We start from the raw sequence: 13608 nt of genomic DNA on the forward strand, positions 1-13608 counted from the left end.
GCGCGGTCATGCACCCCTGCTGACGAGCCTAGCCGGTGACGCGCAGCCGGGAGGACAGGGAAGGTCGGGGCGATCCGCCCGACGGTCACTCCCCCGCGACCCGCAGACCGGCCGGCCGCACGCGGGCAGATCAGAAGAGGCTCACGACCCCGTACACCACCAGGACCAGGGCGAAGGCCACCACGGACTCGATCGCCTGCTGCACGGTCCACACCTTCAGGGTGGTCTTGACGTCCATGTTCAGCAGCCGGCCGACGATCCAGAAGCCGGAGTCGTTGACGTGGCCCGCGAACACGGAACCGGCGGCGAGCGCCATCACGAAGCAGGCCACCTCGATGGGGCTGTAGCCACCCTCGAGAACACCGGGGGCGACGAGTGCGGCCGCGGTGGTCAGGGCCACGGTGGCCGAGCCCTGGGCCACGCGGAGCGCGACGGCGATCAGGTAGGCCGCCAGGATCAGCGGGATGCCCAGCGCGCTCATCGAGCCGGAGATCGCGTCGCCGATTCCGGTCGCCTGCAGCACGCCGCCGAACATGCCGCCGGCGCCGGTGATCAGGATGACCGAGCAGACGGGGCCGAGCGCGTTGTCCATGGTCTTCTCGAGCGCGCTGCCGCTCCTGCCGCGGCGGAAGCCGAGCAGGACCACGGTGACCAGCACGGTGATCAGCAGGGCGATCGGCACCTCACCGATCATCCGCATCGCCTGGACCACGGTGGCGTCCGGATCGACGACCCCGGCGGAGCCGAGAGCGTCGAGCCCGGTGTTCAGCAGGACCAGGATCAGGGGCAGCACCAGGATCAGGATGATCAGGCCCGCACGGGGCGGATTCTCGACCTCCTCCTCGTCACCGGTGAGCCCGGCGAAGGCGGCGTCCGGGACGTTGATGCGGTGACGTTTCGCGACGCGCTTGCCCCACACGTGACCGGAGATGAACCAGATGGGGAAGGCCAGCACCAGGCCCAGGATCATCACATAGCCGAGGTTGGCTCCGAGGAACTCGGTGGCGGCGACAGGCCCCGGGTGGGGCGGCAGGTACACGTGCATCACGGACAGCGCCGCGGCGACGGGGACGCCGAAGGCCAGCAGGTTCCCGGTCAGTCGCCGCGCCACGGCGTAGACGATCGGGACCATCAGCACGAAGGCGGCGTCCATGAAGATCGGGAAGCCGACGAAGAGGGAGGCCACTCCCAGGGCGAAGGGAGCCCGTCTCTCCCCGAAGAGCCTGATCATGAACTCCGCGAGCGAGCGAGCGCCGCCGGAGGTCTCGACCAGCGCCCCGAGCATGGCTCCGATGGCGACCAGCAGGGCGACGCTGGCCAGGGTGTCTCCGAAGCCCCAGATCATGGTCGGGACGACCTGGGAGACCGGGATGCCTGCGGCCACGGCCGTGAGCAGGCTGACGAGGATGAGCGCGAGGAAGGCGTGGACCTTCAGCTTCATCACCAGGAACAGCAGCAGGAAGACGGCGACGACGGCGACGGTGATCAGCCCGCCGGCGCCGAGCCAGCTCACCCAGCCCGTCTCTTCTATCCAGTCCATCGGGGCACCTTTCATCACACGGGGTCCAGCAGTGTTCGGATCCCGCAGCGGTGGTTACGGGAGGGGGGTCGGGTCAGTCCTCGACGGTCACCATTCGGCGAAGGATCCGTCGGCGTGGCGCCAGATCGGGTTGCGCCAGCGATGGCCGACGGCAGCACGCTCCGTGACGTATTCCTCGTCGATCTCGATCCCGAGACCGGCTCCGGTCGGGATCGCCACCATCCCGTCGACGTAGTCGAAGACGGATCGGTCCACGACGTAGTCGAGCAGGTCGTTGTCCTCGTTGTAGTGGATGCCCAGGCTCTGCTCCTGGATGAAGGCGTTGTAGGCGCCGGCATCGATCTGGAGGCAGGTGGCCAGGGCGATCGGGCCGAGGGGGCAGTGCAGGGCGAGTGCCACATCATAGGCCTCGGCCATGGCGGCGATCTTGCGGGTCTCGGTGATCCCGCCGCTGTGGCACGGGTCGGGCTGGATGATGTCGACGGCGCCGGTGGCCAGCACGTGCTTGAAGTCCCAGCGGGTGAACAGCCGCTCCCCGAGGGCGATCGGCGTCGGGGTGGTCCGCATCGTCTCGAGCAGCGCATCGATGTTCTCGCTGAGCACGGGCTCCTCGAGGAACATCAGGTGGAAGGGTTCGAGCTCGCGGATCAGCACCTTGGCCATGGGGGCGTGCACTCGGCCGTGGAAGTCCACCGCGATGCCGATGTCGTCGCCGACGGTCTCGCGGATGGTGGCGACGTTCTGGACGGCCTTGGTGACCTTGTCCCAGGAGTCGATGAACTGCATCTCCTCGGTGCCGTTCATCTTGACCGCGGAGAATCCTCGGGCCACGGCGTCCTGTGCCTGGCGCGCGGTCTCCTCCGGTCGGTCGCCGCCGATCCAGGAGTAGACGCCGATCCGATCGCGGACCCGACCGCCCAGCAGCTGGTGGACGGGCAGGTCGTGCGCCTTGCCCTTGATGTCCCACAGGGCCTGGTCGATCCCGGCGATCGCGCTCATCAGGATGGGGCCGCCGCGGTAGAAGCCGCCGCGGTACATGACGGTCCACAGGTCCTCGATGTTCGCGGGATCCTGGCCGATCAGATGGTCCGAGAGTTCTTCGACGGCGGCGCACACGGTCGCGGCGCGACCCTCGACGACGGGCTCGCCCCAGCCGACGATGCCCTCGTCGGTCTCGACCTTCACGAAGGCCCAGCGGGGCGGGACCTGGTAGGTGGTGACGGCGGTGATCTTCATGCCTGGTCCTTCTCTCGGTGGTGCCGGTCCCAGATGCGCATCAGGTCCTCGGCGGCGGCGCGCACCTCGTCGGCCCGACGTCCGGGGGTGTACAGGGTGGTTCCGATGCCGGCTCCGGCGGCTCCGGCTTCCAGCCAGCCGGGGAGCGTTTCGGCGTCGATCCCGCCGACGGGCAGGAACTGCGCGTCGGCCGGGACCGTCGCGGACCATGCCTTCATGCCGGGGATGCCGACGCTCGGGGCCGGGAAGATCTTCAGCGCTCGGGCGCCGGCGTGCAGGGCGGTGAAGACCTCGGTGGCGGTGGCGACGCCGGGACTGGGCTCCATGCCGAGCTCGAGGGCGCGGGCGATGACCGCGGGATCGGTGTTGGGCGCGACCACGAGCGTCCCGCCGGCGTCATGGACCCGGTCGACGTCTTCGACCTGCACCATGGTGCCCCCGCCGACGCGGGCGTCCTCCGGGAGCCGGTCCGCGAGCAGACGGACGGTCTTAAGCGGCTCCGGGGAGTTCAGCGGCACCTCGAGGCGCCGGAATCCGGCGTCATAGAGGGTGTCGCCGATGGACGGTGCCTCGGCGGGCGTCAGGCCGCGGAGGATGGCGATGAGGCCGGTGTGCTGGTTGCTCATGCGGGGTACGGCTCCTTGGCCTGGTGCGGTGGGGCGTCGGTTCCCTCAGAGGCCCGGGCGAGCCGGGGCACCCTCAGGGGCCCGGGCAAGCACGGCGGCGTGGGGAAGCATCGCGCCATCGTCCGGAATGCGTCCCACCATGTAAAAAGGCATCCTACTATGTGCGACATGTCTGCTCTCGGCACGCCATCCTCCCGGTCCCCCGCCCTGGATTCCCCCGATCCGCCCCGGGGGACGCAGGCATTGCGGCGCGGACTCGCTGTGGTGCAGGCCGTGGCCGACGGCGCCCGGACTCTCGCGGAGATCTCGACCGCAACGGGCCTGACGAAGTCGACCGCGCACCGTTTGGCGCAGGGGCTGGTCTGTGAGCGGATCATCGCCGAGACCGGGCAGGGCCACTACCGCCTGGGAGGCCGACTGATCAGCTGGGGCGGTGCGGCCATCGCCGAGAATCCCGTGACCGAGGTGGCCGGTCCTGTCCTGGCTCAGCTCTCCGAGACCACCCAGGACACGGTCCATCTCGCGTGCGAGGATGCCGACACCGTGTTCTACCTGCACAAGATCGACGGCCGCCGGGGAGCCACGATGCGCTCCCGGGTGGGTGGCCGTGAGCCGCTCATCCGCACCGGCATCGGCAAGGCGCTGCTGCTTGATGGGGCAGACCGCTGGGAACACCTGGCGGACGCGGCGCACTCCTGCCGCCCCTCGTCGACCGGCGACGAGCACGCCGACTTTCCCGCGCTCATGGCGCACTACGCTCGGCGCGGGATCGCCATGGACATCGAGGAGAACGAACCCGGGATCCGCTGCGTCGCGGCACCCGTGCGCGATGCTCACGGACGCATCGTCGCCGCGATCAGCGTGTCCGCGACGACGCCGTACATGGCGTCCGAGCGCATGGAGGCCCTGGTCGACATCGTCGGGAGCGCCGCCCGCGACATCAGTATCGGCCTCGGGGCACGCCCGCCGTTCCGTCCGACGGGATGACCGACCTACTTTCCAGAGCGGGCACGATGCGTCCTCAGTGGGCCCGGCGGGGATCGAACCCGCGACCCGCGGATTAATAGTCCGTCCAGGCATGGGTGGCCAGCTAGGTCCTAGCAGGCCAAAGCGTTCGTCCTGCCGGAACGGGCCCCAACGACGCCACCACTCCTCACGGATACTGCTCTAACTCCAGAGACGTCTGAGCGCCGAGGCCCTCGCGAGGCTGTATACGTTGAGCGTCTTCGCGAAGAGTCTGTGAGGCGTAGTGGATCCATCCACGGAGAATCTCGGTCAGTAGGTGACGGACACGGGCGTCAATCTCGCCGCGGACTTCGCGTGCTTGCTCGAGTGTGCTGCCTGCTGGGTCGCGGAGGTCCCCGTCTTCGTAGCGTTTGCCGGGGTAAATGGGGCAGGCGTCTCCGCAGCCCATGATGATGACGACGTCGGCTGCGCGGACGACATCGTCGGTGAGGGGTTGGGGAATGCGGAGGCCAGGTCGATCCCGATCTCTCGCATCACTTCCATGGCCCGTGGGTGCACCAGTCGCTGGGGGTGGATCCGGCGGAGCCGACGTGTACTCGACCGGCCGCGTGGCGGTCCAGCAGTGCGGCTGCCATCTGTGAGCGGCCTGCGTTTTGGACGCACACCAGCAGCACTTCGGGGGCATCGTGCGGGGCGGCTCCCTTGGACTGTGCGAGCGCGGCCAATCGGTCGCGGGCGAAGCGCTCGGTGAGTGACGGCAAGTGCGAGGTGATCTTGGAGGTGCGAGCCAGAGCGGTGTACGACTCGAAGACGTACCGGTCGACCGTTTCGGCGGCGAGCACTCCGGTGAAGCGGTGAGAGAGGTCTCCAGCGATGCGGTGGAGGACGTGCTCGGCGCTCAGGAGCGAAGGGTCTCCCGCTGCGATGCCACTCGACCCTCAGCTCTGGGCGGAGGCGGTCGGAGCGTCCTGCGGGAGCAGGCTGGCGATGAGTTCCTCGATGCGTGCGCGGATCTCATCGCGCACCGGGCGGACCTCCGCGACACCCTTTCCGGCCGGATCGTCGAGCTTCCAATCCTCGTACCGCTTGCCGGGGTAGAACGGGCAGGCATCCCCGCAGCCCATGGTGATGACGACGTCGGAGGCCTGGACGGACTCGGGGGTGAGGATCTTCGGGGCCTGGTGGGAGATGTCGATGCCGACCTCCGCCATCGCCTCTACTGCCGCGGGGTTGATCGAGTCGGCGGGCGCGGAACCGGCGGACCGCACCTCGATGCGGTCACCGGCGAGTTCACGCAGCCATCCTGCCGCCATCTGCGAGCGGCCGGCGTTGTGGACACAGACGAACAGAACACTGGGGCGTGCGGTCATGAGGATCTCCAAAGCAGGCAGTAGGGAATCAGGCGATATCGAGGAAGGCGCGGAGTTCAGCGAAGGCCGACGGGACGACCGAGTAGTGGGCCCAGCGACCCTTCTGCTCGCGCGTGAGCAGGCCAGCGTCGACGAGCTTCTTCATGTGATGGCTGACGGTCGGCTGACTGATCCCGAGCGGTTCGGTGAGGTCGCACGCACAGACCGAATCGCAGCCCTGGGCTGCGACGTGGGAGAGGAGCCGGAGGCGCGTCGGATCGGAGAGCGCCTTGAGCAGTGCGGCGATCCTCTCGGCGCCGACGATGTCGACGGGCCCAGCGGACAGCGTGCAGCACTCCTCGGTCTCGCGACCCGCGTCGAGTCCGGCAGAAGTGATCTCAGTAGTCGTGGACATGGCCTCACCTTACATTGACAGTCATCGATGTACAGCATAGCGTTCGCATCGATATCCGTCGATGGAAGGTGCCGAACACTGATGAGTACGACCACCAAGGACGTGGAGCAGCCACGCGTGATGAAGGAGATGTCCTTCCTGGATCGCTGGTTGCCGGTGTGGATCCTGGCCGCGATGGTTGTAGGGCTCCTGCTGGGACGGTTCATCCCTGGCCTGAACACCGCTCTGGAGGCGGTGAAGATCGGCTCCGTCTCCCTCCCCATCGCGATCGGGCTTCTGGTGATGATGTATCCGGTCCTCGCGAAGGTCCGCTACGACGAGACCCGCCGCATCGGCGCGGATAGGCGTCTGCTGATCTCGTCGCTGGTGCTGAACTGGCTGATCGGGCCTGCCCTGATGTTCGCCCTGGCGTGGATCTTCCTGGCCGACCTCCCGGAGTACCGCACCGGCCTGATCATCGTCGGGCTCGCGCGCTGCATCGCCATGGTGCTGATCTGGAACGACCTCGCCTGCGGCGATCGTGAAGCCGCTGCGGTGCTGGTGGCAATCAACTCCGTCTTCCAGGTGATCGCCTTCGGTGCCCTGGGTTGGTTCTACCTCCAGGCGCTCCCCTCGTGGCTGGGCCTGCCGACCACCTCGGCAGAGTTCTCGATCGGCGCGATCGTCCTCAGCGTGCTGATCTTCCTCGGCATCCCCCTGATCGCAGGGTTCCTCACCCGCGTGATCGGGGAACGGGCGAAGGGGCGTACCTGGTACGAGGAGCGGTTCCTCCCGAAGATCGGCCCCTGGGCTCTGTACGGTCTGCTCTTCACGATCGTGCTGCTGTTCTCCCTCCAGGGCGACGCGATCCTTTCCGCACCAGGGGACGTTGCACGCATCGCCCTGCCCTTACTGGTCTACTTCGTGGTCATGTTCCTCGGCGCATTCCTGCTCGGGCGGGCGATTGGGTTGAACTACGCGAAGTCCACGACCGTCGCCTTCACCGCGTCGGGCAACAATTTCGAGCTCGCGATCGCCGTCGCGATCGGCACCTTCGGCGTGACCTCCGGTCAAGCCCTTGCGGGTGTCGTCGGTCCGCTGATCGAGGTCCCCGTCCTCGTCGCCCTCGTCTACGTCGCCCTCGCGATGGGCCGCCGGCTCTTCCCCGGCGACTCCACCGTCCCCACCCGATGACCCAGCAGAAGGAAGAACTCGCGATGACCACGAAGCGCCCCGCAGTCCTGTTCGTGTGCGTGAAGAACGGCGGCAAGTCGCAGATGGCGGCCGCCCTCATGCGGCATCACGCCGGAGAGGCCGTCGAGGTGCACTCGGCCGGCACCCGCCCCGGCAGCGCGATCAACGCCCAGTCCGCCGAGGCGATCGCCGAGATCGGTGCGGACATGTCCTCCGCTGTTCCGCAGCTGGTGACTCCGGAGCTGCTGCGCGACGTCGATCAGGTGGTCGTCATCGGCGGTGAAGCTGTCATCGAACCCGTCGAGGGCAAGACCACTCCGGTGACCACCTGGCACACCGATGAACCCTCGAAGCGCGGCATCGACGGGATGGAACGCATGCGCCTGGTGCGCGATGACATCGACGGCCACGTCCGCGCGCTTCTGACCGACCTCACCCAGTCCCCGAACTGACCCCCAAGCACCTAGGAGATCCCATGCTCACCACCTCCACGACCTCGGACCCCGCGGTCATCATCGGTGCCGGACCCATCGGTCTGGCCGCCGCCGCCCACCTCTACGAGCGCGACCTGCCCTTCATCGTCCTTGAGTCCGGGCCCGCAGCCGGAGCGGCGATCACCGGCTGGGGGCACACCCGTCTGTTCTCCCCGTGGCAGCACAACCTCGATTCTGCCGCTCAGCGCCTCCTCGAAGCCAGCGGCTGGACCGCCCCCGACGCCGATACTTTGCCGACCGGTCACGAACTGCGCGAGCAGTACCTCGAGCCCCTCGCTCAGCTTCCTCAGCTCGCCGAGTCGATCCGCTACGACGCACGTGTCACCGCTGTCTCCCGCGCCGGCGTCGACAAGACCCGTACCGCACGCCGCGAGGAGACCCCCTTCCTCGTCCGGATCGAGACCACCGACGGGCACAGCGAAGACGTCCTTGCCTCTGCTGTCATCGATGCGTCCGGCACCTGGTCCACTCCCAACCCGCTGGGCCAGGCCGGGCTCCTCGCTCCCGGTGAACGACAGGCCCTCGCCGCGGGTCGCATCACGCCGCCACTGCCCGACGTGCAGGGCCGTGATCGCGAACGCGTCGCCGGCAAGCGCGTCATGGTGACGGGTACCGGCCACTCGGCCGCCAACACCCTGCTGGACCTCGCAGAACTGGACGCTGCCACCACGATCATCTGGGCCGCCCGCACCGCAGACCTCACTCGCGTCTACGGCGGAGGAGAGCAGGACGAACTCGCAGCACGCGGGGCACTCGGCACCCGACTGCGCACACTGGTCGACACCGGACGCATCGAAGTTCTTACCTCGTTCACCATCACCCACTTCACCGGCGAGGACGCGTTGACCGTTCACGCGGTGACCCCGGACGGGGAACGAGAGGTGAGTGTCGATGTGCTGGTCCCGGCCACCGGGTTCCGTCCCGAGCTTGGCATGCTCTCTGAGCTGCGTCTGAGCCTGGACCTGGCCGTCGAGGCGCCCGCACAGCTGGGACCGCTCATCGACCCCGAGTTCCACTCCTGCGGATCCGTCGAACCCCACGGGGAACGCGTCCTCGCCCACCCGGAGAAGAACTTCTACATCGTCGGCATGAAGAGCTACGGCCGCGCCCCCACCTTCCTCATGGCCACCGGCTACGAACAGGTCCGCTCCATCGCCGCTGCATTGGCCGGCGATCGTGACGCAGCAGACGCGGTCCACCTCGAACTGCCCGAGACCGGCGTGTGCACCACCGACCTCGGCGGCAGCTGCGACGCCCCCGCCCCAGCCGCCGACGCCTGCTGCAGCAGCCCGCAACTCATCGAGCTCTCCGCCGGCTGATGACTCCGCAGCGGGGCGGCATGTTTCCCAGTCGCTCCGCTGCAGTGCTGCCAGAAGGCGGACGTTCTGACTGCCTCAGTGGCCATCGCCGAGTTTGCCAGAAAGGCGCTCCAGGCGTTGGAAGCTAGCGCCGTCGAGGCCTAGATGCGTGCTTCCTTGCCGCGGGCGGAGTACTTGGACTGGACGGCGTCGAGGCTCGCGACGGTGGAGGCGTCCCAGATATCGGCGGCAGCGAGATCGATGATCACGATGTCCGGGTATCCGGCGTAGTCGAACTGGTCCCGTTCGCTAAGGAGTTGCGTGAGGCGAACCGTGACCCGACCTTCGCTGGTGCCATTGTTGTCTCCCCGGGCGAAGCAGGCGAGACGGACGGGGCGGTCTCCGATGAGCAGAAGAGCATGTTGGACGCGCTCCACTTGCGCAAGATCGACCTGGCCGATCGAGTTCTGGTCGGCAACCCAGGCGGTTACATCGGCGAGTCCACGAGCAGAGAGACCTCGTATGCCCACGCCAAAGGCAAGCCGGTCTCGTTCACTCATCCGGTCTGATCACTGGAGCTCCGAGGTCCACGGAGGCCTCCCATTGCCGTTGCGGCCGCGCCCGGCACTACACGTCGAACCGCGTTGCTGCCAGCGTTGCTGTCATCGCTCATTTCGAGGCGGTACGCGGAACCAGGAACGCGGCTCTGACCAGGGTGGGCCCGGCGGGGATCGAACCCGCGACCCGCGGATTAAAAGTCCGCCTGGACACGGGTAGCCAGCCAGGTCCTAGCAGGTCAGGGTACTCGCGCAGCTGGACCGAGCCCGCCGATCGCCACCGCGTTGCTGTCAGCGTTGCTGTCATGCTCCGAAGGGGAACCGCCGCAACCGATGACACGCGGGACTGCTGCGGGATGTGCCGCGCTGCGCGCACCGGGAGGCCGGATGCTCAGGCTCCTTCTTGGAATAAGCGCGTCACAGACCTGCACAGATCTTAAGAGGCGCGGGTACGCGCGGGCACAGCAAACGAGCATGCTGGGCCGCACAAACTGCCCTCACCCGCCTGGGACCCCGTCGAATGCGACCGCTACGGCAGGCACCTCAGCACTCGCCTCCGCATGAGATCCTGACCGCGCCCCCGCCGGCACCGTTGCGCCGGCGCCGAGCGCCCGCTACTGTTGGCATCGGGTAGCAGTTCCATCGCGGACCACGCGCCAACTCCGAGAGGCAGCCCGAGTGGCTGCCTCTCGTGCTTTCCGGATCAAAGGGGACCGACTGCAGTGCTCGTGGCCTACCTGGACGAACTTGGGCATGTGGGCCCGTACATCAGTACAGGCCACAAAAAATTCAATCACAACCCGATCTTTGGGTACGGCGGAATCGTGTTGCCCGAGAGGCAGATCCGAAAGTTCGGCGCGAAGTTTGAACACCTAAAAGCTAGGCAATTTAGAAACGAAATAATCCCTTCCGGAAAGCATCCCAGAAGATGGGAGAAGAAGGGGTCTGAAATATTCAGCACTGGAGCTCACAGCAAGTATCCAGAGCGGGCCGATCTGATTGCAGATCTAGCCGATTATCTACGCAAACTGGACGGTCGCGTCGTGTTTTACGGACACCGCAAGCCGTTCGGCACGACCAAGGAAACCGGTCGCACTCCTAGCGAAACCACAACACTTGCACTGACCGAGGTCGTGCGGAGACTCTGCCGGTATGCCGACAAGCGCGACGAAAGTCTGATGGTTCTGTTAGACCGAGGTGGCCCAATGCCTCGTGAAGAAGCTATTACCGCGATGGCGAGCTTTATATATTCGTCTGACGAGCGATCCGTCAAGCGGATCGTAGAAGTTCCCGTCGAACTCGAGAGCCATCGTTACGGATCCGTGCAGTACGCCGATTGGCTCTGCTCAATACTTAGTCGCGCGAGCCACTATCACTTCTCGGATTCGAACGAATTTGCCTGGTCGCCGCCGGTCCTTGAACAAATTGTTGGTGGACGCATAATGCAAGGATCCAGAATCTGGCTGCCCGAACACAAATGGGCTGTGACCGAGAAGGCACTAGTACGCCCAGGCAAGTGGATCGACTCGGGCAAGGCGCGGAGTCTGAGCAGCGGACACACTGAGCACCTAACCCAGTCCGTGCGGGACGCCATCCGTCATTAACCGGCCACGCCCTCCGCAACTCGCGGCATTGCGTCTCGCAGCGGAGCGAGGAAGCGCAGTGCCGCGAGTTGCGGGCGCGGCGAAGCCGTGCCCTTGAAGGAGTAGGGAAACTTCTCACGGTTTCTGCGTTGGCTCCAGACATGACGCACAAGCCCAAGGCCCTGTCGTCCGGCAGGATCTCCCAAGGCTTGCTTCCGGAACCACCGCGATGGCGAGGCAACGTTTCGTCCTAGAGCATGGCAGGAGCCCCTGTCGCGGTCGGAACCCTGGGCGCACGCCGTCCTGTGCACCACGCTGCGAGTCCAACCTCGAGGAAGGACCCGCCATGTGCGGACTATTCACGCTGGCATTCGGTCTGAGCATTATTGATCAGATGCAACCCTGGTGTTCGTGAGGTGCTTGGGTCCTAGTGCCCGACGAAGGCCTTGAATGCGCACTCCGACCGGCAGCGCTCGTCACTGTCCGGGCAAGCGTCGACGTGAGCCCGCGCCTCGTGTAGCTGTGCTTGTAGATCGGCCAGGACCCGGAGCTGCTGCTCGACAGCGGAAATCTGTTCGGCCAGCAGAGGCTGGAGCGTGGCCTTGACTCCCGTGCAGGTGCCGGTGTCCGCGAGGTCGAGGAGGCGGCGGATCTCGGGCAGCTCGAGGCCGAGCCGCTTGGCCGAAGCGATGAAATCCAAGCGCTCCAGGTGGCCCACGTCGAAGTCCCGGTATCCGTTGGCGCTCCTGTGCGCGGTAAGGATACCGAGGCGCTCGTAATAGCGCAGCGTGCTCGTGGGCACTCCTGTGCGCTCGGCGACCTCGGAGATCCTCATGCTCCGACCATAGGGCGTTCCGACTTGACCTTCAACCTAGGTTCAAGGTCTAAGGTCGATGATATGACGTACGTGATCGCCCTGCCCTGCGTGGATGTGAAGGACCGTGCGTGCGTGGACGAGTGCCCGGTCGACTGCATCTACGAGGGGCAGCGAATGCTCTACATCCACCCCGACGAGTGCATTGACTGCGGAGCCTGCGAGCCGGTCTGCCCCGTCGAGGCGATCTACTACGAGGATGACCTGCCCGACCAGTGGTCCGCCTACTACCGAGCCAACGTCGAGTTCTTCGACGACATCGGCGCGCCAGGCGGGGCCGCGCTGCTGGGCATGATCGACAAGGACCACCCGATCGTCGCCGCCCTACCTCCGCAGAACGGTCAGGACAGCGGGTCCTGACCCCAGGCGGCTCGACCCTGAGCGCGATTGCGCGTCCAGCACTGGTGCGAGAACGAACCGAAGGAGACTCATGCGCGCGAGCGCGGAATGGATGGAGCGGCACCAGGTGGTGCTCTACGTGGCGGGCCTGGCACTCGGGGCTATCGTTGGATTGGCCTGGCCTGCGGTTGCCCATCCTGCGGAGCTGGCAATCCACCCGGTGCTGGCCCTGTTGCTGTACGCCACGTTCCTAGGAATCCCCTTCGACAGGATCGGGCGGGCGTTCAGGGACTGGCGGTTCCTCTCGACGATCCTTGTCGTCAACTTCGTCCTGGTGCCGATGATCGTCTGGCCGCTCTCTCGAATCGTCGCCCACGATCAGGCTCTCCTCGTCGGAGTCCTGTTCGTGCTGCTGACCCCCTGCATCGACTACGTCATCGTCTTCGCCGGACTCGCCGGCGGCGACGAGGAGCGGCTCCTGGCTGCGGCCCCGTTGCTGATGATCGCTCAGATGCTCCTGTTGCCGGTGTACATGTGGCTCTTCGTGGGTGCGGAGTTCGCCAGCTCCATCGAGGTCGCGCCGTTCGTCGAGGCGTTCGTGCTCATCATCGCGCTTCCCCTCCTGGCCGCGGCACTGACCCAACTCGCCGCTGCCCGGTGGCAGGCCGGTAGGGGTCTCGAACTGTTTGTTACCGGGGCGATGGTGCCACTGATGATCACGACGCTGGCGGTCGTCGTCGCTTCGCAGATCTCCGGCGTAAGCGCCCGGCTCGGTTCACTGCTCCTGGCGGTGCCGGTCTACGTACTCTTTGCTGCGGTGATGGTGCCGGTCGGGATGCTGGCCAGTCGCGTTGCTGGGCTCGACGTTCCGGGAAGGCGTGCAGTCATCTTCAGCGGGGTGACTCGCAACTCACTTGTGGTCCTGCCTCTGGTGCTCGCCTTGCCGGCAACGTTTGAGATTGCTCCACTCGTGGTAGTGACTCAGACACTCGTGGAGCTCGTCGCCATGATCATCTTCATCCGGCTTATCCCCCGGGTCCTCTCGGTCCGGCCAGGAGCCGGCAGTGAACGGACCTCCCCCCGGCACACTCGCGAGATCGAGACCTAGCCCCTGCCTGAGCTACTCGTGGCCGAGAAGCACATCTAAGTCCTGCCCTT

15 protein-coding genes and 2 tRNA genes are annotated in these 13608 nt (G+C 66.5%); 7 read left to right on the forward strand and 10 right to left on the reverse strand.

Annotated features, from left to right (window positions below; all coding sequences use genetic code 11):
• Positions 1 to 130: 130 nt before the first annotated feature.
• From JOF44_RS07905 to JOF44_RS07915, 3 genes are all read right to left on the reverse strand, one after another.
• Positions 131 to 1540 carry a GntP family permease gene (locus JOF44_RS07905; protein WP_209889464.1) on the reverse strand — a complete coding sequence of 470 codons (1410 nt, stop codon included), beginning with the start codon at positions 1538 to 1540 and terminating at the stop codon, positions 131 to 133.
• An 87-nt stretch (positions 1541 to 1627) separates the two neighbouring features.
• Positions 1628 to 2776 carry a galactonate dehydratase gene (gene dgoD / locus JOF44_RS07910; protein WP_209889466.1) on the reverse strand — a complete coding sequence of 383 codons (1149 nt, stop codon included), beginning with the start codon at positions 2774 to 2776 and terminating at the stop codon, positions 1628 to 1630.
• The gene (locus JOF44_RS07915) at positions 2773 to 3402 is read right to left on the reverse strand and encodes a 2-dehydro-3-deoxy-6-phosphogalactonate aldolase (RefSeq protein WP_209889468.1); all 630 of its coding nucleotides are present in this window, start codon (positions 3400 to 3402) and stop codon (positions 2773 to 2775) included. Before JOF44_RS07915 ends, dgoD begins: the two co-directional genes overlap by 4 nt.
• Before the next feature lie 168 nt (positions 3403 to 3570).
• Here JOF44_RS07915 and JOF44_RS07920 point away from each other — a divergent pair, with 168 nt between their 5' ends.
• Positions 3571 to 4389: an IclR family transcriptional regulator gene (locus tag JOF44_RS07920; protein ID WP_245348894.1), complete on the forward strand. Its 819-nt coding sequence runs from the start codon at positions 3571 to 3573 to the stop codon at positions 4387 to 4389.
• A gap of 38 nt (positions 4390 to 4427) precedes the next feature.
• On the opposite strand, the gene JOF44_RS07925 is transcribed toward JOF44_RS07920, so the two are convergent.
• The 4 genes from JOF44_RS07925 to JOF44_RS07940 form a co-directional block, all read right to left on the reverse strand.
• Positions 4428 to 4537, reverse strand: a tRNA-Asn gene (locus tag JOF44_RS07925).
• A 364-nt stretch (positions 4538 to 4901) separates the two neighbouring features.
• The gene (locus JOF44_RS21115) at positions 4902 to 5210 is read right to left on the reverse strand and encodes a three-helix bundle dimerization domain-containing protein (RefSeq protein ID WP_342591702.1); all 309 of its coding nucleotides are present in this window, start codon (positions 5208 to 5210) and stop codon (positions 4902 to 4904) included.
• A 96-nt stretch (positions 5211 to 5306) separates the two neighbouring features.
• Entirely contained in the window at positions 5307 to 5738 is a 432-nt protein-coding gene (locus JOF44_RS07935) for an arsenate reductase ArsC (RefSeq protein WP_209889471.1), read from the reverse strand.
• A gap of 28 nt (positions 5739 to 5766) precedes the next feature.
• The gene (locus tag JOF44_RS07940) at positions 5767 to 6132 is read right to left on the reverse strand and encodes an ArsR/SmtB family transcription factor (protein WP_209889472.1); all 366 of its coding nucleotides are present in this window, start codon (positions 6130 to 6132) and stop codon (positions 5767 to 5769) included.
• 81 nt (positions 6133 to 6213) lie between these two features.
• On the opposite strand from JOF44_RS07940, the gene arsB reads away from it, so the two are divergent.
• Genes arsB through JOF44_RS07955 form a run of 3 tightly spaced genes read left to right on the forward strand, consistent with a single transcriptional unit; the run spans position 6214 to position 9118 of the window.
• Positions 6214 to 7305 carry an ACR3 family arsenite efflux transporter gene (gene arsB / locus JOF44_RS07945; RefSeq protein ID WP_281067086.1) on the forward strand — a complete coding sequence of 364 codons (1092 nt, stop codon included), beginning with the start codon at positions 6214 to 6216 and terminating at the stop codon, positions 7303 to 7305.
• Between the two features lie 23 nt (positions 7306 to 7328).
• The gene (locus JOF44_RS07950; RefSeq protein ID WP_209889474.1) at positions 7329 to 7757 is read left to right on the forward strand and encodes an arsenate-mycothiol transferase ArsC; all 429 of its coding nucleotides are present in this window, start codon (positions 7329 to 7331) and stop codon (positions 7755 to 7757) included.
• 23 nt (positions 7758 to 7780) lie between these two features.
• Positions 7781 to 9118: an NAD(P)-binding domain-containing protein gene (locus JOF44_RS07955; protein WP_209889476.1), complete on the forward strand. Its 1338-nt coding sequence runs from the start codon at positions 7781 to 7783 to the stop codon at positions 9116 to 9118.
• A gap of 140 nt (positions 9119 to 9258) precedes the next feature.
• On the opposite strand, the gene JOF44_RS21120 is transcribed toward JOF44_RS07955, so the two are convergent.
• Both JOF44_RS21120 and JOF44_RS07965 read right to left on the reverse strand, forming a co-directional pair.
• Positions 9259 to 9657, reverse strand: coding sequence for a hypothetical protein (locus JOF44_RS21120; RefSeq protein ID WP_209889479.1), 399 nt, complete (start codon positions 9655 to 9657; stop codon positions 9259 to 9261).
• 156 nt (positions 9658 to 9813) lie between these two features.
• A tRNA-OTHER gene (locus tag JOF44_RS07965) sits at positions 9814 to 9923 on the reverse strand.
• Between the two features lie 459 nt (positions 9924 to 10382).
• On the opposite strand from JOF44_RS07965, the gene JOF44_RS07970 reads away from it, so the two are divergent.
• Positions 10383 to 11258: a DUF3800 domain-containing protein gene (locus JOF44_RS07970; RefSeq protein WP_209889482.1), complete on the forward strand. Its 876-nt coding sequence runs from the start codon at positions 10383 to 10385 to the stop codon at positions 11256 to 11258.
• A 406-nt stretch (positions 11259 to 11664) separates the two neighbouring features.
• On the opposite strand, the gene JOF44_RS07975 is transcribed toward JOF44_RS07970, so the two are convergent.
• Positions 11665 to 12072 (reverse strand): MerR family transcriptional regulator, encoded by a 408-nt coding sequence (locus JOF44_RS07975; RefSeq protein WP_209889485.1) that lies wholly within the window; start codon positions 12070 to 12072, stop codon positions 11665 to 11667.
• Positions 12073 to 12135: 63 nt separating this feature from the next.
• Here JOF44_RS07975 and fdxA point away from each other — a divergent pair, with 63 nt between their 5' ends.
• A complete protein-coding gene (gene fdxA / locus JOF44_RS07980; RefSeq protein ID WP_209889488.1) occupies positions 12136 to 12471 on the forward strand; it encodes a ferredoxin in 336 nt (111 codons plus the stop codon).
• Positions 12472 to 12541: 70 nt separating this feature from the next.
• Positions 12542 to 13558: an arsenic resistance protein gene (locus tag JOF44_RS07985; RefSeq protein ID WP_209889491.1), complete on the forward strand. Its 1017-nt coding sequence runs from the start codon at positions 12542 to 12544 to the stop codon at positions 13556 to 13558.
• The last annotated feature ends 50 nt before the right edge of the window (positions 13559 to 13608 follow it).

Source organism: Brachybacterium fresconis (assembly GCF_017876515.1).
Taxonomy (GTDB): Bacteria; Actinomycetota; Actinomycetes; order Actinomycetales; family Dermabacteraceae; genus Brachybacterium; species Brachybacterium fresconis.